Source organism: Treponema bryantii (assembly GCF_900113965.1).
Classification (GTDB): Bacteria; Spirochaetota; Spirochaetia; order Treponematales; family Treponemataceae; genus Treponema_D; species Treponema_D bryantii_A.
Genome location: NZ_FORI01000005.1, coordinates 17,275 through 37,354, shown reverse-complemented (window position 1 = coordinate 37,354; position 20,080 = coordinate 17,275). Strand labels below are relative to the sequence as shown.

Genomic DNA, 20,080 nt, shown 5'->3' with positions numbered 1-20,080 from the left:
TGTCATTTAAAACAAGGATGCCCTGTCACCCCTTCAGTTTCGGTCCTTCACTCTTTACAATTTCACCATTCTCAAGCCTTAATCGGAAAATCTGCCATACCTTCTGGTCTTTTAATCCTGGAATATCATAATTCCAGTACTTCTTTGAAAGCAGCGGCGGATCCAGACAGAACTGAACGTCCCCACTGTAACTGAAGCCTGCATCCATATCCATATCAAGAATGATTACCGGATCCAGAAGTAATGTATAAGCCAATCCTAAATAAGCACTAAGAGGAGCAAAGAAATCAACTTTTCCACCTAAAGTAACATCAGCCCCTGCACCAAGAACGTCATAACCGATTCCGCCTCCCAAACGGAACTCAGCTGTTGGTACAATTGTAAACTTTACGCCTCCACCAATCTTGAACTGCTTAGGGTCTCGACTTGTAATTCCCGCAAAGCCCGCATTCTCGCTGATAGTTTCTGCTGATGCATAAGTATTACAATAGAAAGTTGTCGGATCTGGAATACCTGAATACTTCTTTCTAAAGCCCCAGTTAATGCCAGCCTTACAATCAAACACAGTCATGTAGATTCCACATACTGAAAGGTTATCAAGTTCAACCACGGCAGCAGTCTTAAACAAAATATCAAAACGGGCATCAATGGTAAGCACAAGCGGCAATGCAGGAACCGGCTGTATACGCTGGTGAGTAGCCTTAGCATCTTTTGAAGGCCTGATACCATTTTTATAAGATGATTTTTGAAGTTTATCAGAAGCATCAAATACCCAGCTGTCAAGTCCAAGCTCATCCTTAAGGTCCATCTTGCTCATTGTATCAAGATAGTCTTTTACCTCTTCTGTGCTGTAATGTCCGTCTGGGAATTTCTTATTAAACTTTTCCTGAAGTTCTCTTACGCTTTTCTTTTCCGGAGCACTATCGGCAAAAAAGGATGTTGAAGAAACATTGAAAGTAATTTTATTCTCAAGCTCAAACTTAATCAAAACTCCCATCTTAATATTTACACTAGGATTGGAATTTGCAAAACTAATTCCACCACCAATTCCAATGCTTAAGTCTGTCTTTGTGCTTTTAACGATATCCTTAATCCACTGCTGTCCTGTAAGGGTTGCAAGCAATGGTGCAAAATTATAACTGTAAAGCTGAGAGAAATACTTCTCAATTGCATCTCGCTTTATCTCATAGTCTACGTAAGAATCTACTTTTGTTTCTCTTTCTTTTGCATGTTTTAGCGCAGCTTCTCTCTGATAGCTTCTGATTTCCAAATTATCTGACCAGGATGGAAGGTTCAAATCACCTATTTCATAATCTTGTTCTCTTCCATCACTAAGGCCACCATTTGTTGGCCTGCCGGAAGTTGGAACTGGTGCCGGAACAGGCGCTGGGGCTGGCGAAACGCTTCTTACTACAGATCTTGCGGCAGTTCTTTCAGCTTCTTCATCTTCTTGAGTAGCCTGCTGAATTACATCTCCAAAATCAATGTAAAGCCATGGAATTATATTACTCAAAGTCTGAGAAAAAAGATTCACATCAGGACAGCTGTCTGGGTAAACAAGAGCCAAGGCATGCCGACAAAAAAGAACTCTTTCAACCTCACCCGCAATTGGTGCTCCTAGTAATTCATTACGAATTTCATCTACAGCCTGGCCAGAATTATCAGCTACAAGCCTTTCAAGGAAAGATGATTCACGAATCAAGCGATTCAAATAATCAACATTTTCAGCAATACTGCGTCCAGAATAGTTTTCCTTTACAATACTTGAAGGCATAACAGAAAGCAGAGTATTAATATTAAACTCATCAGTAAATTCATTTGCCTTAAATTCGAATTCCTCTGGTGTAGAATTAGAAGAAATCTGTTCCACTTCTTCCAACTCACCATCTATAATACTTCGGGCTGCAGAACGAGAACTTCTATTTCCTCCAATAAATCTAGCTATAGTATTCTCCTCTGTATCAAGGACATAATCTCCATACGAAATATCTGATACTAACGAACGGTTGTTAGTACCTACGTCATACTTATTAATAATAAACTGACCATCTGGATTTATACCAAGAAGTCCATTTGGATATACACCTCTGGAATACTGAATTGGGATAACAGAGAACATTGTAGAAGAGTTTGCTCTTTCAACATCACTTAAAAAAGTAAGCCACATATTTTCCTTATATCCATTACGACCCGCATCTGGTTTTGAATATTTAATATCGGCAAAACCATCTCCATTCAAATCTGCTGTATCACCAGCTTCAAGGGTAAATACACCAGCAGAAACATAATGACCAGATCCATTAGCAGGAAACTTGTAATAGCTGAATGTAATTCCTGATATGGAGATTGAATCTATCTCTATAAAACCAAGTTCGTAGTTGAGTTTTGAATTTCTATATCCATATTCCCCATTTCCAAGATCATACTTTTCAACCTCACCAATGCGAACGGAAACTATAACACCCTTTGCAAGTTGATTTGCATTAGAATCTTTAGAGCTATACAACATTGAGCCGCCCATAAACATCATTCTCTCTACATCAGAACGGTTCATTATTGAACGGATACTTTTAACAGAGGCAAGAGCAGAGACATCATCATCACGATCAGGTAATCCAACCCATAAATCACAACTAAAAAATAAAACTGACACAAAGAAAAGAAACAAACAGTGCTTTCTCATAAGCTTCCTCCTCCCTTAATCCGCAAAGCAATAAATACTATAGACAGGGTATTCCATTTCTTTGAACCCGACGTCCACGCTTGCATCATGCAAATCAACTACAAACTCATTTTCCTGTGCGCCATAGTTTTGTGAAGAAGTCCAGATAATTGACTTCAACTCTGCCGCTCCACATTTTTTTACTGAAGGCTGAACAGTCTCAAGAGTTTCTGCAAGTTCATAAGCTTCACAAGCGGTTGGAAGATACCAGCCATTTTTGTATTTTTTAAGATTATTATTTATTCCGTAATTTACTGCATAGTCATAAGCCGGATAATCAGCAAAGGATTTTTTTGCATTATCATCATAAAGACCAATATTCTTCCAGGATTTTCGACCATCTATCAAACCAAAAAAGCCGCCGTTATTATACTGGCCTTCAGCTATACTATATTCCTGGGCAACAACAATAGTTTGATTCGCAAGAATATTTGTGATATATCCTTTTGAAGTTTTAGGAGTAAATTTAAGCGGCTCAGAAGGATTTAATCCAACTCCTAATACTCTGAAAGATTTTTCCTCATGTCCGCCGCTTGTAGAAAAAATTACGGCCATCGGTTTTGAATTACCTTTATAAGCATCAAAATCCGAAGGAGCTAAAACAGTGCCGTCATCCAGAACAATATCGCCGACACTATATCTGGAATTTGCATTACAAGAAATTAATAAGAAAGAAAAAAGAATGAAAATAAAAAGTAGATTTAACTTGGAAAATACTTTCATTTTGACCTCCATCCGAAAATATATTTGTATTAATAATTGTCTTATATTTTGGATAGAAGTCAAATAATTTTTTGTCACTCCCGAGCACGACTTTTACAGTCATGTTCGGGAGTGACCCGGGCTTTTTTTATATTTTTTTCAGAATAATACAGCCGTTATGTCCGCCAAATCCGAGAGAACAACTGGCAGCTGCATTAATCTGGCAAGACACACCTTTGTTAGGAGTGTAGTCCAGGTCGCAACCATGCTCTAAGTCTGGCTCATCCAGGTTGATTGTAGGCGGAACAAAATTATCTTCCATTGCCTTGATACACATAATTGCTTCAATAGAACCTGCAGAACCAACCATGTGACCAATTTCACTCTTAGTAGAAGAGATGTGAAGCTTCTTAGCATCTTCGCCGAACACGCTCTTAATCATAGCAGTTTCAGCAGTATCATTTGCACTTGTTGAAGTTCCGTGTGCGTTGTAGTACTGAATATCAGATGGCTTCATGCCGGCATCTTCAAAAGCACGCTTCATTGCAAGAGCACCACCGCTTCCATCCTCGCGAGGAGCGGTAATATGGTAAGCATCAGAAGAAGCACCGTAGCCAGCAACTTCAGCATAAATCTTTGCACCGCGAGCCTTAGCATGCTCATACTCTTCAAGAATTAAAACTGCTGAACCTTCAGCCATTACAAAGCCGCTGCGGTTCTTATCGAACGGACGGCTTGCCTTTTCCGGAGTGTCGTTAAACTTGTTAGTCAAAGCCGAAAGTGCCTGATAACATCCGATATTAAAACCAGTAATATTTGCATCAACACCGCCGGCAAAACAAACGTCGAGGCGGCCGCTGCGAATCATATCAAGAGAAAGACCAAGAGAATCGGTTCCTGAAGCACATGCAGTAGAAAGAGTCCATGAAGGTCCGAAAATCTGGAAGTGCATTGCAACGCCAGCAGAAGCTTCGTTATTCAAAACAAAAGGAGCTGTGAGCGGTGGAATGCGGTTTACACCACTTGCAGGATCAAGATATTTTTTATAAGCAGTTTCAAGGTCATCAGAAAGACCAATTCCAACGCCTGTTACAATTCCTGCTTTTTCATCTTTAAGATTTTCTGGAGTAAGACCTGCGTCGTTTGCTGCTTCGATACTTGCTCCAAGAAGGAACTTGCTCATACGGCTCATTTTGCGAGCCAGCTTGCGGTCTACACCGTAATTGTTTATATCAAAATCTTTAACTTCGCCTGCAATCTGAACCTGGTGTTGAGAAGCGTCGAAAAGTGTGATTTTTGTGATTCCACTTTTACCGTTTTTAACGTTTTCCCAGGCAGTTTTAACATCGTTTCCAACTGAAGAAACGCAACCCAATCCTGTTACAACAACTCTGCGTTGTGCCATTTTCAACCTCAATAATAAAAAAGATAAATGATTATACCATAATTTTCCCCTTTATGTCATTGCAGGCACAAAATGCGGACTAACAAAATGTTATACGTTCACGTTGACATTGCATTATTACATTTACGGTTTTATAATTAAATACATGACCACGACAGTTGCACTGCAGAGATGTGCGGAATATGATTTTGAAAAGGTTCTCGAATGCATTCATGTAATGTTTGATCTTGTTCCGCCACCAGATGTCCGCGACAAAAACGTTCTTCTCAAGCCGAATATTCTCTATCCAAAATCTCCCGACCTCGCAGTATGTACACACCCGGTTGTAGTGGGAGCTGCGGTTAAGGCTTTTAAGGAACTCGGTGCAGCACGCGTAATTGCCGGAGAGTCACCTGCCATTGCAAACTCAACTTTAGCCGCTAAAGCAACCGGAATGTATGACCAGGTTATAAACAACGGCGGCGAGTGGGCAGATTTTAAGGAGCCGACTACTGTTGCCTGCCCCGAAGGAAAAATCGTAAAAACAATAGATTTTGCAAAGCAGTTTCTTGAAGCTGATATTGTAGTTTCCATTGCAAAACTAAAAAGCCACCAGCTTATGACCTACACCGGTGCAATGAAAAATCTTTTTGGACTGATGATTGGTCTTGAAAAAGCCGGCTGTCATTACCGCTTCGCAAAGAAGGAAGATTTTGCAGCCTTCCTCACAGACCTTGTAGTTGCCGCAAAACCTCAGTACGCAATTATGGACGCTATTGTGGGAATGGACGGCCCCGGCGGCCCGGGCAGCGGGGACCCGATTAAGTTAGGGTTTCTGGCCGCCTCGGACAATATTCTGGCCCTCGACTGGAAGTGTTCGGAACTCGTGGGATATAATCCGCACAATATATTGAATTTACAGGACGCGTTAGAGCGCGGCATCTGGGGGAAGGATCCGGCGGAGTTTACAACGAGCGGCGCGGCGGAAGATTCGTGCCGTTGTACCACCTTTAGAATTGTGCGGGACTCTCAGTCACTGCAGAAAAAGATGCCGGGAATTATAAACTTTCTGGCTAAAAAGCTGCTCACTAAAACGCCGCAATTTGTTGCCAGAAAGTGTCAGAAGTGCCGCCGCTGCGAACAGATCTGCCCGGCACACATTGTTAAAATGAACGGGCCGGACGGAACCGCCCAGCTGAACGACAAACAAAAATGTCTGCATTGCTTCTGCTGCCACGAAATCTGCCCGGCCTCTGCAATTGTTTTACGCAGGTTCTAGAACTCTACAAGTTTACCAGCTCATCCTGTGCAACCATACGAATGCCGTTTTTCTCACAAACCTTTTCAGTTTCAGCAACATCAGTACAGCGGATAATCATATAAGCCGAGCCCGACTTACGACCAGTAAAGCCATACATATACTCAACATTGCGTCCGTTATCAGCAAGAATCTTAAGAATCTTATTCAAGCTTCCAGCCTCATCCGGAATCTCAATCGCAATTACAGGTGTTACCTTTACGATGTAGTGAGAGCGTTCAAGAGCCCCCTGCACCGAAGCTGCATCATCAACGATAATTCTTGCAATACCAAAGTCGCTTGTATCAGCAAGGCTCATCGCACGCATATTAATATTATGAGTTGCCAGAACGTTAGTAAATTCTGCCAAAGCATTTTTTCTGTTCTCGATAAAAATTGAAATCTGATTAATTGTCATAATTTTTTTTCTCCTTAAATACGGTGGTTGAGCTTGTCGAAACTACCGCTTAGTCGTGCAACTTTCTTGTATCAATTACACGCTTAGCTTTTCCTTCTGAACGTGCAATGCTCTTAGGTGCCACCAAAGTAACCTTAGCCTTAATCTGAAGAACACTCAACAGTGCACTCTCAAGCTGCTTCTCCTGCTTGCTTACTTCAGAAACCACATCACTGAACTTCTCAGGTACCATCTCAACCAGAATCTCGAATGTATCTGTGTTGTTCTCGCGGCCAACGTGAATCTCGTAGTTTGCAGGGTAACCGTTCTGCATAAGAACACCCTCAATCTGGCTTGGGAATACGTTAACACCACGGATAATAAGCATATCATCTGTACGTCCCATTGGCTTACTCATGCGCACAAAAGTACGACCGCATGCACAAGGAGTGCGGTTGAGAACACCGATATCCTTTGTGCGGAAGCGCATCAGTGGGAATGCCTGCTTTGTGATTGCAGTGAATACAAGTTCACCCTTCTCTCCATCCGGGAGACGCTTTCCAGTTTTTGGATCAATTGTTTCAATGATGAAGTGGTCTTCGTTTACGTGCATACCAGCCTGCTCAGCACATTCATAAGCAACGCCAGGTCCCATAACTTCTGTAAGACCATAAATATCATAAGCCTTAATGCCAAGTGATTTTTCAATGTCGCGGCGCATTTCTTCAGTCCAAGGCTCTGCACCAAAAATTCCAGCTTTAAGATGAATATCAGCCGGAGTAAGCCCCATATCCTTAAGAGTTTCACCAAGGTAAGCAGCGTAAGAAGGTGTACAGAACAAAATTGTAGACTTCAAATCCTGCATGAAGGTAATCTGGCGCTGTGTGTTACCAGATGAAATTGGAATAACCTGAATACCAAGTTTTGTTGCTCCACCGTGAACACCAAATCCACCAGTGAAAAGTCCATAGCCGTAAGCATTCTGTGCAATGTCATTCTCATCACAGCCGATAGCCACAAGCTGACGAGCTGTACAGTCATCCCAGATATCCAAATCTTCTTTTGTATAACCTACAACAATCTGCTTACCTGTAGTTCCAGAAGATGCATGGATACGAACAACCTTGCTCATAGGAACAGCAAAAAGTCCGTATGGGTATGTCTGGCGAAGGTCATCCTTACAGGTGAAAGGAATCTTATCAAGGTCATCAAGTCCCTTAATATCATCTGGAGTAACACCAGCTTCTTCGCAGCGTTTTCTGTAATATTCAACATTCTCATAAACATGGCGGAAATTCTTAGCCAGTCTCTCGCCCTGAAGCTTACGAAGCTCCTCAAGCGGCATACATTCTGATTCTTTCTGATAATATTTTAAATTCATATTGTTCCTCGTCTACATTATTTATATGGATTGCTTCGTCGCTACACTCCTCGCAATGACGGTCATTGCAAGAGCAAAGCCTCACTCTCGTCATTGCGAGGGCGAAGCCCGAAGCAATCGATATTTATATTCATTCTGCAATTGATTAATTACCGTGCACGGCACATGGTGCGCATTGCACAAAAAAGTAGAGAAGTTCGCCCTTAGGCGAAAAAGAAATTAAAGGAAAAGAAGCGGCTCTTAAGCAGGCCTGTAATTCTTAACATATACTGAATATTACCACTCTTAGAGCCGCTTGTAAAGATTATAATGAAAATTTATTAGAATCTAATGTTCATAACCGTAATATCATCTGGAAGGAGCGCATGCTGGATCCAGTCGGTTACTGTCTTTTCGATTGTTTTTTCTGCGGAGTAAACGTCGGTCTTAAAGAGCTCGCCAAAGAAAGCCTTAGTTCGAGCTTCATCAAAACGTTCGCCGTCATCACTCTGCATATCTGTAAAACCATCAGAATACAAATCAATCTGAAGCCCGTTCTTCAAAGGCATTTTGTAAGCGCCCTTCTTTTCACCGGTAATTGTTTCTGCAACCGCGCCCATTCCAAAAGGAGGAAGAGTTGGTGCAAGAGTAGCAACACGACCTTTGCCGGCTTCATCTTTTAAATAAGCAAAAACATTTGTATGACCACAGTTGAATACACTTACAGTCTTAGCTTTATAATCAACACAGCAGACAGCACCCGTAATAAAGTTTCCAACAGGAACAATTTCCTTAAGGAAGTTATCAAGCATAATTACAAGCTGACTCGCATTGAGTTTTGAACAGTCCTGCATTGCAAGCATAGAAAAGATAGAACCAAGAGTAACAGTAAGCAAGGCCGCAGAAACATTCTTACCCGAAACATCAAAGCTTCCAATCAGATAGCGGCCCTCACAAAGCTCCTGAGCAACATAATAGTCACCACCAACAGCATTCGCCATTTTATTCCATATACATACATCAAATGGAAATTTCTTTGTATTTGAATTCTTTTTAAGCATGTTCTGCTGAATTGCAGCAGCCTTCTCCATATCCTTAGCACGGAGTTCTTCCAGCTTTGCGTTCATCTTAGCAATTGAAACAATTCCGTAAAAACTTCTGTTATTGAGAAGAACAATAAGATGTTTGATTTCTACCTTAATCGCAGTATCATTTACTTTAGCAGCAACCGTTTCAATAAAGTCGCTGCAGTTAAGAGTGAATGGACATTCCTTTACATAATCGCCGCAGGTTTTCGAGGCAAAAAGCTTAAATCCAGCTGCCTTGTTTTTTTCAATTACATCACGCTCTACAACGCCAATAACCCAATCATTTCTTTCAATTGGCACCGCAGTGAGATCCGGCTGCTCCTCGAACATCTCAAGCACCGTATCAAGACTCGCTCTGCTGCTTACAGGCTCAATCGCCATTGTAATTGAACCAACCTGTCTTTCATTGAAACTGTTTTCAAAACCTGTTTTTTTTACGTCTACTGAACTTTTTTCTTCTAAATCCTCAGAAAAAAAAGAACTGTCTATAATTTCTTCTTCCATCAGAGATTTCCCCTATGATAAAATTATAGCACAGTTCTTTTTTTTCGCAATGATTTTATTTTATGCGGCGGTCCCTGAGCGGAGTCGAAGGGCCGGAATCTTCTTACTCGCCGCGTCCCAGCTTAAACGCCTTTTTGTTCATCTCAAGGAACTGAGGCTTAACAAGCTTTTCAATAGCCGCAAGCCATGCATCCTCAGGGAAGTCCATATATTTAGAAAGCAGTCCCATCAGAACAATGTTTACAGACTTAGCAGTACCAGCCTGCTCAGCAAGAGTAAGACAGTCCAGAGCATCAACATTAAGTCCCGCAGCCTTCATAGTACCAACCAGATCCTCAGGATATTCAGCCGCTCCGGTAATAACTGGCATCGGGTCAATCTTCTGAGTATTTACAACAATCTGTCCGCCCTTGCGAAGATATTCAGTGTAGCGCGCAGCCTCAAGCAGTTCAAAAGAAACAATAAAATCAGCCTCACCCTTATCAACGATAGGCGAATAAACCTTGTCGCCGTAACGAACATAAGTAACAACCGAACCGCCGCGCTGGCTCATTCCGTGAACCTCGCTAACCTTTACATCATATCCCGCATCAAGCAGAACCTGTCCCAAAGTCTTAGATGCAAGCAAAGCGCCCTGTCCGCCTACACCAACAATCATTATATTTTTTACCATACTATTCCGCCTTCAATGCATCGAACTTACACATCTGTGAACAAACGCCACAGCCAACACACAATGTTGTATCAATCTTTGCCTTGCCGTTCTTCATTGCGATGGCAGGACATCCAATCTTCATACACATTTTGCAGCTCTTACATTTTGTTTCATCAACCTTGAGCGGTGGATTATGTTTAACTTCTTTGAGCAATGCACATGGACGGCGGCTGATGATAAGGCTTGGCTCATTAGCTTCAAGTTCTTCTTTTACAGCTGCTTCACATTCTGAAATGTTATATGGATCTACTACGCGAACTCTATTAATTCCCATAGCCTTAGCCAATGCTTCGAGGTCTACACGACCGGCAGGGTCACCATAAAGGTTCTTTCCTGTTGTAGGATTCTGCTGATGTCCTGTCATACCTGTGATTGAGTTATCAAGAACAATTACAGTTGAATTAGACTGATTGTAAGCAATTGTTGCAAGACCTGTCATACCTGAATGCATGAATGTTGAGTCACCAATTACAGCAACAGACTTCTTTTCATTCTCTGCTCCACCGGCCTTGTTCCAGCCATGAAGTCCGCTGAAAGATGCGCCCATACAAAGAGTTACGTCCATAGCAGAAAGAGGAGCAACGCTACCAAGTGTATAACATCCGATATCACCAAATACAGTTACCTTAAGTTTGTTCAAAGCGTAGAACATACCGCGGTGTGGACAACCTGCACACATAATAGGAGGGCGAACAGGAATTGCTGTATCAAGTTTTGTGCCCTGTGGAACTTCTTTTCCAAATGCAGCAGCCACAAGATTCTGACTGAACTCGCCGCAAATCGGGAACATATCTTTTCCGTGAATCTCAACTGAAAGTCCAAGACCACGTACAAAAGTTTCGATAATAGGATCAAGTTCTTCAACAACAATCAGCTTTTCAAGACCATCAGCAAACTTGCGGATCATGTCTCCAGGAAGAGGATTTACCATTCCAAGCTTCAAAATATTCACGCTGTCGCCAAGAACTTCTTTCACATACTGATAGCTTGTAGAAGAAGTGATGATTCCGGTGGTTGAGCCTGTCGACCCCACCTCCATACGGTTAATTCCAGAAGTCTCACTCCACTTAGCAAGATCAGCCATTCTCTGTTCAACAAAAGGATGGCGGCGAATAGCATTTGCAGGAGCCATTACGTACTTGCTGACTGTCTTTTCATAAGCCTTGTGAGCCGGCACCTGGCGTTCAGCAGTTTCAGTTATGCTCTGGCTGTGAGCAACGCGGGTACACATCTTGTACAAAACAGGAGTATCAAATTTTTCACTGATTTCATAAGCAATCTTCGCAAACTCGCGGGCCTCATCAGCATCACTAGGCTCAAGCATAGGAACCTTAGCAGCAATTGCATGGTGGCGGCTGTCCTGCTCGTTCTGACTTGAATGCATTCCAGGATCATCAGCTACACCAATTACCATACCGGCATTTACACCTGTATAACTCATTGTATAAAGTGGGTCGGCAGCAACGTTCAAACCAACGTGCTTCATACCACAGAAAGAACGGCGTCCTGCAAGGCAGGCACCAAAAGCCGACTCCATGGCAACCTTTTCATTAGGCGCCCATTCACAATAAATTTCCTTAAACTTTGCAGCTTCCTCAGTAATCTCCGTACTAGGAGTTCCCGGATAACTCGAAATAAACTCACAGCCCGCTTCAAACAAACCACGCGCAGCTGCGGCATTTCCTAACATCAGTTGTTTCATTTTTATTCCTACAAAATAAATATTTTAGTGAGACTATAATTTTACAGCGATTTTAAAGAATGGTAAATAGTCATCCATCCACTTACCTATCCCGTCATCCCGAACTTGATTCGGGATCTATCAAAATATAGCTATATAAACTTGATTTAATAGCTATCTGATAATATAATTGCTTTAACAAAGGAGGCTCCTATGAACACAGTTCCTATGTACGAAGCAAAAAATAAACTGCCGCTTTTTATGCACCAGGCAGAAGAATCTGGCCCGGTTTTTATCTCTCGCAGAAACAAAACCGTTGGCGTTATTCTTTCTTTTGATGATTACAACAAACTGCTTGCCAGTAAACCAAAACGCACGATTCTTGAAGCTGCAGAGGAATTCCGCAGAAAAACCGCCGGCATGTTTACCAACGAGGATATCGATAAGATTTTTGATGTGAGGGATCATACGCCCGACTCCTATGAGAGTCATGTTTTTGACGGAGTGTTTGACGACGAATGAATTATGAAGAAGAAGCTCATTATCTTTTAGACTCAAATATAGTTTCGGAAATTATAAAACCGGAGCCAGATTTTAATGTGATTTCTAAAATTGCAGAGCATAATTCTGATTGCGCAATCTGCGCCCCTGTCTGGCAGGAAATTCTTTACGGTTTATACAGGCTGCCAGAAGGAATGAATAAAAAATATCTTGATAAATTCATTAATGATGATGTTCATGAAAATTTCAAGATTAAGAATTTTACGGAAAAGGCCGCTGCAATTCAGGCTGACTTGAGGGCAAAACTCGAAAAAACAGGCGCCCCAACTCAAAAAGAAGACAGCATGATTGCCGCCATCGCACTTGCAAACCACATGGTTCTGGTAACCCGCAACACTAAGCACTTCTCAGCAATTCAGCAGGTCAGCGACCTGCTGATTGAAAACTGGTTTGAAGCTTAGAATTCATTTCCAGGGAAACGAGGAATCATATCTGTGGCTTTTTTGATTTCTGCATCACTTGGAATGTAGTCTCCCATTTCGCCGTCGTTGAAGGCCTTGTAAGCATACATATCAAAGTAGCCGGTGCCTGTAAGACCAAAGACAATGTTCTTTGCCTCACCGGTCTCCTTACACTTCATTGCTTCGTCAATTGCAACGCGGATTGCATGGCTGCTTTCCGGAGCCGGCAAAATACCTTCAATGCGGGCAAAATCTTCTGCGGCCTGGAAAACCGAAGTTTGTTCTACAGAGCGGGCTTCCATAAGACCCTGGTCATAAAGTTCACTTACAATACTGCTCATTCCGTGGTAGCGAAGACCGCCGGCGTGACTTGCAGAAGGCATAAAGCCGCTTCCTAAAGTATACATTTTCTGAAGAGGGCAAACCTTTCCGGTATCACAATAGTCATAAGCGTAAACACCGCGGGTCAGACTAGGACACGAAGCAGGCTCAACGGCGATAATTTTGTAGTCAGCCTCACCACGGAGCATCTCTCCTGCGAATGGAGAAATCAAACCGCCAAGGTTACTTCCACCGCCCGCACAACCAATAATGATATCAGCCTTTACTCCGTATTTATCGAGGGCTGTTTTTGTTTCAAGACCAATCACACTCTGGTGCAGGAGAACCTGGTTCAAAACAGAACCAAGCACATAGCGGTAACCTTCGTGGGTCATTGCATGTTCAACAGCCTCGGAAATTGCACAACCGAGTGAACCGTTAGTTCCCGGGAACTCGGCATTTATGCGGCGACCAACCTCAGTATTCATAGAAGGAGATGGAGTTACGTTTGCCCCATAAGTGCGGATTACTTCGCGGCGGAAAGGCTTCTGCTCATACGAGCACTTTACCATATAAACAACGCAGTCCAGGCCAAAGTAAGAGCTTGCCATAGAAAGGGCTGTTCCCCACTGGCCGGCACCGGTCTCGGTTGTCACACCCTTGAGGCCCTGTTTTTTTGCGTAATAAGCCTGGGCAATGGCAGAGTTCAGTTTATGGCTGCCCGAAGTATTATTGCCTTCAAACTTGTAGTAAATGTGAGCCGGAGTTCCAAGCTTCTTTTCCAGACAGTAAGCACGAACAAGCGGTGCAGGACGGTACATTTTATAGAAGTTTCTGATTTCTTCCGGGATTTCGATATAAGCGTCAGTTTCGTTGAGTTCCTGGGCCACCAGCTCCTTACAGAAAACCTGTTCAAGTTCTTCTGCAGTACAAGGCTTGTGAGTCTGCGGATTCAAAAGCGGAGCCGGCTTCTTTTTCATATCAGCACGGACGTTATACCAGGCTTTAGGCATCTCCGATTCTTCAAGATAAATTTTGTAAGGAATTTCCTTTGCCATAATATAACCTCCATTGGCACAAATTGTTGAGAAAAATGAAAATGTTTCTTTTTAGAGAAACAAATAACAATTTGTAATATATAACAGGAAGTTTTTTCTGTCAATATTTTTTGAATATCACCAGTTTAAAATACAAAAGGCGGCACAAAGCCGCCCTGTTTTTATAAGTTTTCTTACTAAGAATCAGCCTGCATAACCTTGAATGGGTCTTCTGTGCGGTACATTTCGCGCAGCTTTGGCTTTTCGATTTTTCCTGTTGGGTTACGTGGAACCGGTGCAAAAATAATCTTGCGAGGTCTCTTGTACTTTGGAAGCTCCATACAGAAGTTGTTTACGTCTTCTTCAGTACAAGTGTAGCCCTGCTTAATCTCAATGATTGCAGCAGCAATTTCACCAAGGCGCTTATCAGCAAGACCAATAACCGCAACATCTTTGACTGCTTCCATCTTGTGGAGGAAGTCTTCAATCTGAACAGGATAAAGGTTTTCACCACCAGTAATGATAACGTCCTTTTTGCGATCTACGAGGTAGATAAATCCGTCAGGATCCATCATTGCCATGTCCCCAGTGTAAAGCCAGCCTTCGTCATCCATAACTTCAGCAGTAGCCTCAGGATTCTTGTAGTAGCAAACCATAACGCCAGGTCCGTACACGGCAAGTTCACCTACATCACCCTGCTTAACTTCCTTGCGGTTTTCATCAACAATCTTAACCTTCCAGCCATAACCAGGAATTCCGATTGCACCAATTTTGTTGTCGTTACCAACACCGAGGTGAACACAACCAGGTCCGATACTTTCTGAAAGTCCGTAGTTTGTATCATAATCATGATGTGGGAAATATTTTTTCCAGTCTTCAATAAGCTTCTTTGGAACAGGCTGAGCACCAATGTGCATAAGGCGCCACTGATCAAGATGGAAGTCAGAAATCTTAAGGTCACCTCGGTCAAGGCTGTCGAGAATATCCTGAGCCCAAGGAACAAGAAGCCATACAATAGTACAAAGTTCATCAGAAACAGCCTTGAGAATTACATCCGGCTTTGTTCCACGAAGAAGTACTGCCTTGCTTCCAGAAATCAAAGAACCAAACCAGTGCATCTTTGCACCTGTGTGGTAAAGAGGTGGAATACAAAGGAATACATCATCCTTTTTCTGACCGTGATGCTGCTGCTCAACTGCGGCAGAGTGCATAAGAGCACGATGCTTATGAAGAATAGCCTTAGGGAAACCTGTTGTTCCCGAACTGAAATAGATTGCAGCTTCATCATCATCTGTAAGTTCAATGTCCAGATTTTCAGAAGAATAGTTCATTACAGAAGAAATATAGTTTTCAGAGAAAGTTGGAGTAAGACCTTCGCCAACGTAAATTAGAAGACGGCGGTTCATAATTTTTTCTGAAATTGTTTCGAGACGACCGATAAACTCAGGGCCAAAGAAAAGAACCGAAATATCAGCCAGGTTCAAACAATAATCAATTTCATCAGATGCGTAGCGGAAGTTGAGTGGAACAGCAAGGGCGCCGGTCTTCAAAATACCAAAGTAGATAGGAAGCCATTCAAGGCAGTTCATAAGAAGAATACCTACTTTGTCCCCTTTGCGAACACCACGCTCCAAAAGATAGTGAGCACAACGGTTAGCCTTTTCGTTAAAAATGCGCCAACTGATTTCGCGGCGGTAAGGAAGATTAGGCTCCGGCTGGGTAAGGTCAAATTCCTTCCAGGTCATGCGGCGGGTGTCTTTTACTTCCGGGTTTAATTCAACAAGCGCGCAGTCATTTGCATATTTTTCTGCGTTGCTTTCAAGATATTTAGTGATTGGCATAGCTTTTTTACCTCTTAATAAATAGTAAAGAAAATTATAAAGGATAAAGTTGAAAAATTAAAGTACAAAATATTATTGCCTGAGAGTTATTTTTTAAAGAAGAAAGATTTATTACATTCTTTCGCAATTTTTTCCCTTTACTTTTAGAAATTCAGTGTTATAATTTAAGAATACAAAACTTGTTAAATGAGGTGACGTTTATGGAAAGAATGCAATGCGATAACTGCGGACACGTTTACGATAAAGACGAAGGAGATCCAAAAAACAATGTAGCACCAGGAACAGCATGGGCAGATGTACCAGCTGATTACAAGTGTCCTGAATGCGGAGCAGGAAAAGACAAGTTCATTATTGAATAGAAATAAATCTTACGGATTTATATAAAATTAGGGGGAAGAGCGTTTCGAAAGAAACGCTCTTTTTTTGTCTCCGCGCGGTAAATACTAGCGGAAGAAGCTGATTACAAAAATCCAGATAAAGGAGAGAACGGTAATCATCTTAAGGCCCGTTCCTAAGAGAAAGCCCATAAAAGCTCCAAAGGCTGCCTTAAACACACCTTCACCCTTACCTTCCTTATTAATCCATTCACCAACAAGAGCACCAAAGAAAGGTCCAAGAATGATTCCCCAAGGGCCTGTGAAAAATCCTATAATCAAACCGATTGTTGCACCTGTTGTAGCATACTTACTACCGCCAAATTTCTTGGTCATTGTAACAGGAAAGAAATTATCTACAATAGAAACTACAACTGCCACAACACCGGTAATCACCAGGCATAAAATTGAAATTGAATTATATTCAGAAAAATAAGCTGCAAGCAGACCGGCCCAGGCAAGCGGAGCGCCCGGCAATACCGGTACAAAAGTTCCTATAAAACCAACCACCAGCAGAACAGCTGCCACAACACATAAAATCAAACTAATTCCTGTACTCATTTTCCAGCCTTTCCAAAGTTCTTCAGCTCTGGATAATATTTTTTCCAGCGTGCAAGTTCATCATCAAATTTTGCACCTTCATGAGTCTTAAAGTCACGGTCAATTTTGATAATCTCATCTTTAAGTTCTACAACAGCTTCTGCAATACAAGGCTCAAAAGATTTTCCTTTTTCTTCTTCAAAAACCTTAACTGCTTCTTCAACAGATAAAGGTTCTTTATAAAGACGAGGGCTTGTCAAAGCATCAAGAACATCGGCTGCCCCAAGAATGCGGGCACACAGAGGAATTCCTTCTCCGGAAACTCCATAAGGGTAACCGCTTCCATCCCATCTTTCATGATGATAAAGAGCCATTTCCTTTGCAGTAACATTAAAGGTGCCATCATCAATAAGAGGCATTCCTTCAAGAAGTTTTCTGCCTTCCATAGGATGGGTTTTCATAATTTCAAATTCTTCTTTTGTATATTTTCCAACCTTGTTTACAATGCGTTGAGGAATACGGATTTTTCCTACGTCGTGCAGAAGGGCTGCAAGCATAAAAGCTTCAATTTTCTTGTCTGAAAGTTCTTCAACATAATATCCATCTTCACGAAGCTGCTTACAGATTACCTGCATGTATTTTCCGGTATGATAGTTATGAGTAACTCCGAATATATCAAAAGCACTAAAACTACCAACAACGAATTCAATAATCTTATGCTGATTTTCGCTGAGACTTTCATTACGGGTATTAAGTTCCTTGTTCAGTCTTTCAATGTATTCGTTCTTTTCCTGAAGCTCTTTATTTGTATTAAACTGTTCAAGAGTTTTTTCATTTAAGCGTTTATACGCACCATCCTTATCTGAATTGAGAGACACAAGACGGCGGAAGGTTTCATAAGTTCTCTTTGAAAGAAAGTCTGTAACAAGAAATACAAAGATGAATTCAACAATTACACCTGGAACATTTTCTATAAACCAGCGCATCTGACTTTTTACACCACTGAGAACAAGAGTCACTGCAAAAGAACGAAGCCAGTATGCAATAATAGTAAGAATAAAATTGATAATAGTAGTAATTCTTGTGAGACGGCGGTTGTAATACAGACAGCTGATAAAAGGTGCAAAAGCCCAGGAAATAGTAAGAACAATTACGCCCTTCATTCCGAGCAGGAACACAAAGCCCGAAATAGCAATAAGCCCCAGATACATAGAAACATACTGGAGTGTTCGGTTCCAACTTCTATTTAGAATAAAGCAAAGGAAGGCCATTGCTATAGTGTAAATCAAAATCATCAGCGCATAAGGGGTTGGTACATACCATACTCCTGCACGTGTAAGAGCAATAAATGAAATTGGAACTATAACGGCGCAAAAAAGAATTGTGTAGATTTTTTTATTGATATTAACAATGTTTTCTGTAAAAAAAGAGTCTTCGCTAGTATTTGGCATACAAAAAGTATAGCATGAGGGTATTGATTTAGCAAATTTGCGCCCCCTTTCGGATTCTTGAATTAACACAAATACTTCTATATACTTAAACAATACTAAAAAAAAGTGGTGATGCTAAAATTATTAACGTATCATACACAGGAGAATGGAAAATGGACAAACTAAAAATCTTATTGGCTAAAGGCCGCATCTACGAGTCAGTTTATGAACTTTTAAGCGACGTAGGTATTTCAATCCATCTTCCTGACCGCACATACTTCCCGACAACAAATCAGGAAGACCTCGCATTCCAGGTAGTAAAACCACAGATTACAAGCCTTCTTCTTGCAAAAAACAAGGCAGATGTTGGATTTTCTGGAAAAGACTGGGTTTATGAAAATCAGGTAGAAAACGACGTTGTAGAAATTATGGATCTGGGCTTTGACCCTGTACGCATTGTTGCCGCAATTCCAGAAGCACGCGATTTCGACAAGCTTCTTTCTGGTCAAGTTACAATCGCAACAGAATATCAGGTTTTGAGCCGCAAATGGGTTGAGAACAAAAAAATCAACGGAACAATCTTCCGCACATGGGGAACTTCAGAAGGTTTCGTTCAGGACACAGATGATTCAATCGCACAGATTCTTATCGACAACACTTCAACAGGTTCTTCACTCAAAGCAAACCGCCTCAAGATTGTAGACACTCTTATGGAATCTTCTACAAGAATGTATGCAAGCAAGGCTGCTATGGAAGATCCTGCAAAGAAGCAGAAAATCATGGAGCTCAAAATGCTCTTCGAAACAGTTTTGAACGCACGTAACCGCGTAATGCTCGAAATGAACTGCGCAGAAGACAAGTTCGACACTCTCATCAAGGGAATCCCAAGCATGAAGAGCCCAACCGTTTCCCCACTTTTCGGCGGCAACGGTTACGCAATCAAAATTGCAGTTAAAAAGTCTGAAGTACCAACTCTTCTGCCAAAGCTCCAGAGTCTCGGCGCAACAGATATCGTAGAATATGAACTTAGAAAGGTAATGCTGTAACCGGCGGTTGAGCCTGTCGAAACCACCTTTCAGGAGATGTAAATGAGAACCGCAACAGTAAAACGTGTAACTGGTGAAACACAAATTGAACTCACCCTCAACCTCGACGGTACAGGTAAGTATGATGTTGAAAACCCAATCGGATTTTTCGATCATATGCTCCGCAGCTTCTGTAAGCACGGACTTTTTGACCTGAGCGGAACAATCAAGGGCGACCTCAACGTAGACCAGCACCACACAATCGAAGATACTGGAATCGTACTCGGCGAATGCTTCAAAAAGGCACTCGGCGACTGTGCCGGTATTTTCCGCAGCGGTTTCTTTATTTACCCAATGGACGAAACTCTCGCTCAGGCCGCAGTAGACTTTGGCGGACGTCCTTATCTCGTATGTAACTCACAGCTCACAGGAATGCCACTTGTAAGCGTACAGGCCGGCAAAGAAGGCTCTTTCCAGACAGACTGCTTTGAAGACTTCTGGCAGGGCTTTGCAAATGCCGCACTCTGCAACTTACACATAGATGTTATCCGCGGACGCAGCGATCACCACAAAATCGAAGCCTGCTTTAAGGCCGTAAGCCGCGCCATTCGCAGCGCCACAGAAATTGACGCTCGCCGTGGCGGCACCGTCCCAAGCACAAAAGGCGTTATTGTTTAACACTTCACGGTGGTTGAGTACG

At 42.0% G+C, this 20,080-nt stretch carries 18 protein-coding genes; 6 read left to right on the top strand and 12 right to left on the bottom strand.

Features of this window, described 5'->3' with window-relative positions:
• Positions 1-25 precede the first annotated feature (25 nt).
• From BM161_RS07375 to fabF, 3 genes are all read right to left on the bottom strand, one after another.
• Entirely contained in the window at positions 26-2,683 is a 2,658-nt protein-coding gene (locus BM161_RS07375) for a hypothetical protein (protein WP_074931366.1), read from the bottom strand.
• 15 nt (positions 2,684-2,698) lie between these two features.
• The gene (locus BM161_RS07370) at positions 2,699-3,445 is read right to left on the bottom strand and encodes a hypothetical protein (RefSeq protein ID WP_074931365.1); all 747 of its coding nucleotides are present in this window, start codon (positions 3,443-3,445) and stop codon (positions 2,699-2,701) included.
• Between the two features lie 127 nt (positions 3,446-3,572).
• Positions 3,573-4,829, bottom strand: a complete 1,257-nt coding sequence (gene fabF / locus BM161_RS07365) for a beta-ketoacyl-ACP synthase II (RefSeq protein WP_074931364.1) — start codon at positions 4,827-4,829, stop codon at positions 3,573-3,575.
• 145 nt (positions 4,830-4,974) lie between these two features.
• On the opposite strand from fabF, the gene BM161_RS07360 reads away from it, so the two are divergent.
• On the top strand, positions 4,975-6,087 hold the full coding sequence (locus tag BM161_RS07360) for a DUF362 domain-containing protein (RefSeq protein WP_074931363.1): 1,113 nt from the start codon (positions 4,975-4,977) through the stop codon (positions 6,085-6,087).
• 4 nt (positions 6,088-6,091) lie between these two features.
• Here BM161_RS07360 and BM161_RS07355 read toward each other — a convergent pair whose 3' ends face one another.
• From BM161_RS07355 to iorA, 5 genes are all read right to left on the bottom strand, one after another.
• Entirely contained in the window at positions 6,092-6,523 is a 432-nt protein-coding gene (locus BM161_RS07355; RefSeq protein WP_074931362.1) for an amino acid-binding protein, read from the bottom strand.
• Positions 6,524-6,572: 49 nt separating this feature from the next.
• Positions 6,573-7,883 carry a phenylacetate--CoA ligase family protein gene (locus tag BM161_RS07350; protein ID WP_074931361.1) on the bottom strand — a complete coding sequence of 437 codons (1,311 nt, stop codon included), beginning with the start codon at positions 7,881-7,883 and terminating at the stop codon, positions 6,573-6,575.
• Between the two features lie 320 nt (positions 7,884-8,203).
• On the bottom strand, positions 8,204-9,454 hold the full coding sequence (locus BM161_RS07345) for a SpoIIE family protein phosphatase (RefSeq protein WP_074931360.1): 1,251 nt from the start codon (positions 9,452-9,454) through the stop codon (positions 8,204-8,206).
• A 103-nt stretch (positions 9,455-9,557) separates the two neighbouring features.
• On the bottom strand, positions 9,558-10,127 hold the full coding sequence (locus BM161_RS07340; RefSeq protein ID WP_074931359.1) for an indolepyruvate oxidoreductase subunit beta: 570 nt from the start codon (positions 10,125-10,127) through the stop codon (positions 9,558-9,560).
• Between the two features lies 1 nt (position 10,128).
• A complete protein-coding gene (gene iorA / locus BM161_RS07335; protein WP_074931358.1) occupies positions 10,129-11,871 on the bottom strand; it encodes an indolepyruvate ferredoxin oxidoreductase subunit alpha in 1,743 nt (580 codons plus the stop codon).
• A gap of 192 nt (positions 11,872-12,063) precedes the next feature.
• On the opposite strand from iorA, the gene BM161_RS07330 reads away from it, so the two are divergent.
• Complete coding sequence (locus BM161_RS07330; protein WP_074931357.1) at positions 12,064-12,372, top strand: type II toxin-antitoxin system Phd/YefM family antitoxin; 309 nt, start codon at positions 12,064-12,066, stop codon at positions 12,370-12,372.
• Positions 12,369-12,812: a type II toxin-antitoxin system VapC family toxin gene (locus BM161_RS07325; protein WP_074931356.1), complete on the top strand. Its 444-nt coding sequence runs from the start codon at positions 12,369-12,371 to the stop codon at positions 12,810-12,812. The genes BM161_RS07330 and BM161_RS07325 overlap by 4 nt, the downstream gene beginning before the upstream one ends.
• Here the strand turns inward: BM161_RS07325 and BM161_RS07320 are convergent.
• The gene (locus BM161_RS07320) at positions 12,809-14,191 is read right to left on the bottom strand and encodes a TrpB-like pyridoxal phosphate-dependent enzyme (protein ID WP_074931355.1); all 1,383 of its coding nucleotides are present in this window, start codon (positions 14,189-14,191) and stop codon (positions 12,809-12,811) included. The two genes, BM161_RS07325 and BM161_RS07320, sit on opposite strands and share 4 nt — an antisense overlap.
• 176 nt (positions 14,192-14,367) lie before the next feature.
• Positions 14,368-16,011, bottom strand: coding sequence for a class I adenylate-forming enzyme family protein (locus BM161_RS07315; RefSeq protein ID WP_074931354.1), 1,644 nt, complete (start codon positions 16,009-16,011; stop codon positions 14,368-14,370).
• 200 nt (positions 16,012-16,211) lie between these two features.
• Between BM161_RS07315 and BM161_RS07310 the strand changes: the two genes are divergently transcribed.
• Complete coding sequence (locus BM161_RS07310) at positions 16,212-16,370, top strand: rubredoxin (protein WP_074642029.1); 159 nt, start codon at positions 16,212-16,214, stop codon at positions 16,368-16,370.
• An 84-nt stretch (positions 16,371-16,454) separates the two neighbouring features.
• Here BM161_RS07310 and BM161_RS07305 read toward each other — a convergent pair whose 3' ends face one another.
• Both BM161_RS07305 and BM161_RS07300 read right to left on the bottom strand, forming a co-directional pair.
• Positions 16,455-16,946, bottom strand: a complete 492-nt coding sequence (locus BM161_RS07305) for a DUF456 domain-containing protein (protein WP_083425713.1) — start codon at positions 16,944-16,946, stop codon at positions 16,455-16,457.
• Positions 16,943-18,376, bottom strand: coding sequence for an HD domain-containing phosphohydrolase (locus BM161_RS07300; RefSeq protein ID WP_074931353.1), 1,434 nt, complete (start codon positions 18,374-18,376; stop codon positions 16,943-16,945). The genes BM161_RS07305 and BM161_RS07300 overlap by 4 nt, the downstream gene beginning before the upstream one ends.
• Before the next feature lie 152 nt (positions 18,377-18,528).
• Between BM161_RS07300 and hisG the strand changes: the two genes are divergently transcribed.
• Both hisG and hisB read left to right on the top strand, forming a co-directional pair.
• Positions 18,529-19,401 carry an ATP phosphoribosyltransferase gene (gene hisG, locus BM161_RS07295; protein ID WP_074931352.1) on the top strand — a complete coding sequence of 291 codons (873 nt, stop codon included), beginning with the start codon at positions 18,529-18,531 and terminating at the stop codon, positions 19,399-19,401.
• A gap of 42 nt (positions 19,402-19,443) precedes the next feature.
• Positions 19,444-20,058, top strand: coding sequence for an imidazoleglycerol-phosphate dehydratase HisB (gene hisB / locus BM161_RS07290; protein ID WP_074931351.1), 615 nt, complete (start codon positions 19,444-19,446; stop codon positions 20,056-20,058).
• Positions 20,059-20,080 lie beyond the last annotated feature (22 nt).

What these genes read in the sequence shown, in the direction of transcription:
- BM161_RS07300 (WP_074931353.1), bottom strand. Translation starts at nt 18,376, where the DNA reads ATGCCAAATACTAGCGAAGACTCTTTTTTTACAGAAAACATTGTTAAT.
- BM161_RS07360 (WP_074931363.1), top strand. Translation starts at nt 4,975, where the DNA reads ATGACCACGACAGTTGCACTGCAGAGATGTGCGGAATATGATTTTGAA.
- BM161_RS07325 (WP_074931356.1), top strand. Translation starts at nt 12,369, where the DNA reads ATGAATTATGAAGAAGAAGCTCATTATCTTTTAGACTCAAATATAGTT.
- hisB (WP_074931351.1), top strand. Translation starts at nt 19,444, where the DNA reads ATGAGAACCGCAACAGTAAAACGTGTAACTGGTGAAACACAAATTGAA.
- BM161_RS07370 (WP_074931365.1), bottom strand. Translation starts at nt 3,445, where the DNA reads ATGAAAGTATTTTCCAAGTTAAATCTACTTTTTATTTTCATTCTTTTT.
- fabF (WP_074931364.1), bottom strand. Translation starts at nt 4,829, where the DNA reads ATGGCACAACGCAGAGTTGTTGTAACAGGATTGGGTTGCGTTTCTTCA.
- BM161_RS07355 (WP_074931362.1), bottom strand. Translation starts at nt 6,523, where the DNA reads ATGACAATTAATCAGATTTCAATTTTTATCGAGAACAGAAAAAATGCT.
- hisG (WP_074931352.1), top strand. Translation starts at nt 18,529, where the DNA reads ATGGACAAACTAAAAATCTTATTGGCTAAAGGCCGCATCTACGAGTCA.
- BM161_RS07345 (WP_074931360.1), bottom strand. Translation starts at nt 9,454, where the DNA reads ATGGAAGAAGAAATTATAGACAGTTCTTTTTTTTCTGAGGATTTAGAA.
- BM161_RS07305 (WP_083425713.1), bottom strand. Translation starts at nt 16,946, where the DNA reads ATGAGTACAGGAATTAGTTTGATTTTATGTGTTGTGGCAGCTGTTCTG.
- BM161_RS07340 (WP_074931359.1), bottom strand. Translation starts at nt 10,127, where the DNA reads ATGGTAAAAAATATAATGATTGTTGGTGTAGGCGGACAGGGCGCTTTG.
- iorA (WP_074931358.1), bottom strand. Translation starts at nt 11,871, where the DNA reads ATGAAACAACTGATGTTAGGAAATGCCGCAGCTGCGCGTGGTTTGTTT.
- BM161_RS07320 (WP_074931355.1), bottom strand. Translation starts at nt 14,191, where the DNA reads ATGGCAAAGGAAATTCCTTACAAAATTTATCTTGAAGAATCGGAGATG.
- BM161_RS07330 (WP_074931357.1), top strand. Translation starts at nt 12,064, where the DNA reads ATGAACACAGTTCCTATGTACGAAGCAAAAAATAAACTGCCGCTTTTT.
- BM161_RS07350 (WP_074931361.1), bottom strand. Translation starts at nt 7,883, where the DNA reads ATGAATTTAAAATATTATCAGAAAGAATCAGAATGTATGCCGCTTGAG.
- BM161_RS07310 (WP_074642029.1), top strand. Translation starts at nt 16,212, where the DNA reads ATGGAAAGAATGCAATGCGATAACTGCGGACACGTTTACGATAAAGAC.
- BM161_RS07315 (WP_074931354.1), bottom strand. Translation starts at nt 16,011, where the DNA reads ATGCCAATCACTAAATATCTTGAAAGCAACGCAGAAAAATATGCAAAT.
- BM161_RS07375 (WP_074931366.1), bottom strand. Translation starts at nt 2,683, where the DNA reads ATGAGAAAGCACTGTTTGTTTCTTTTCTTTGTGTCAGTTTTATTTTTT.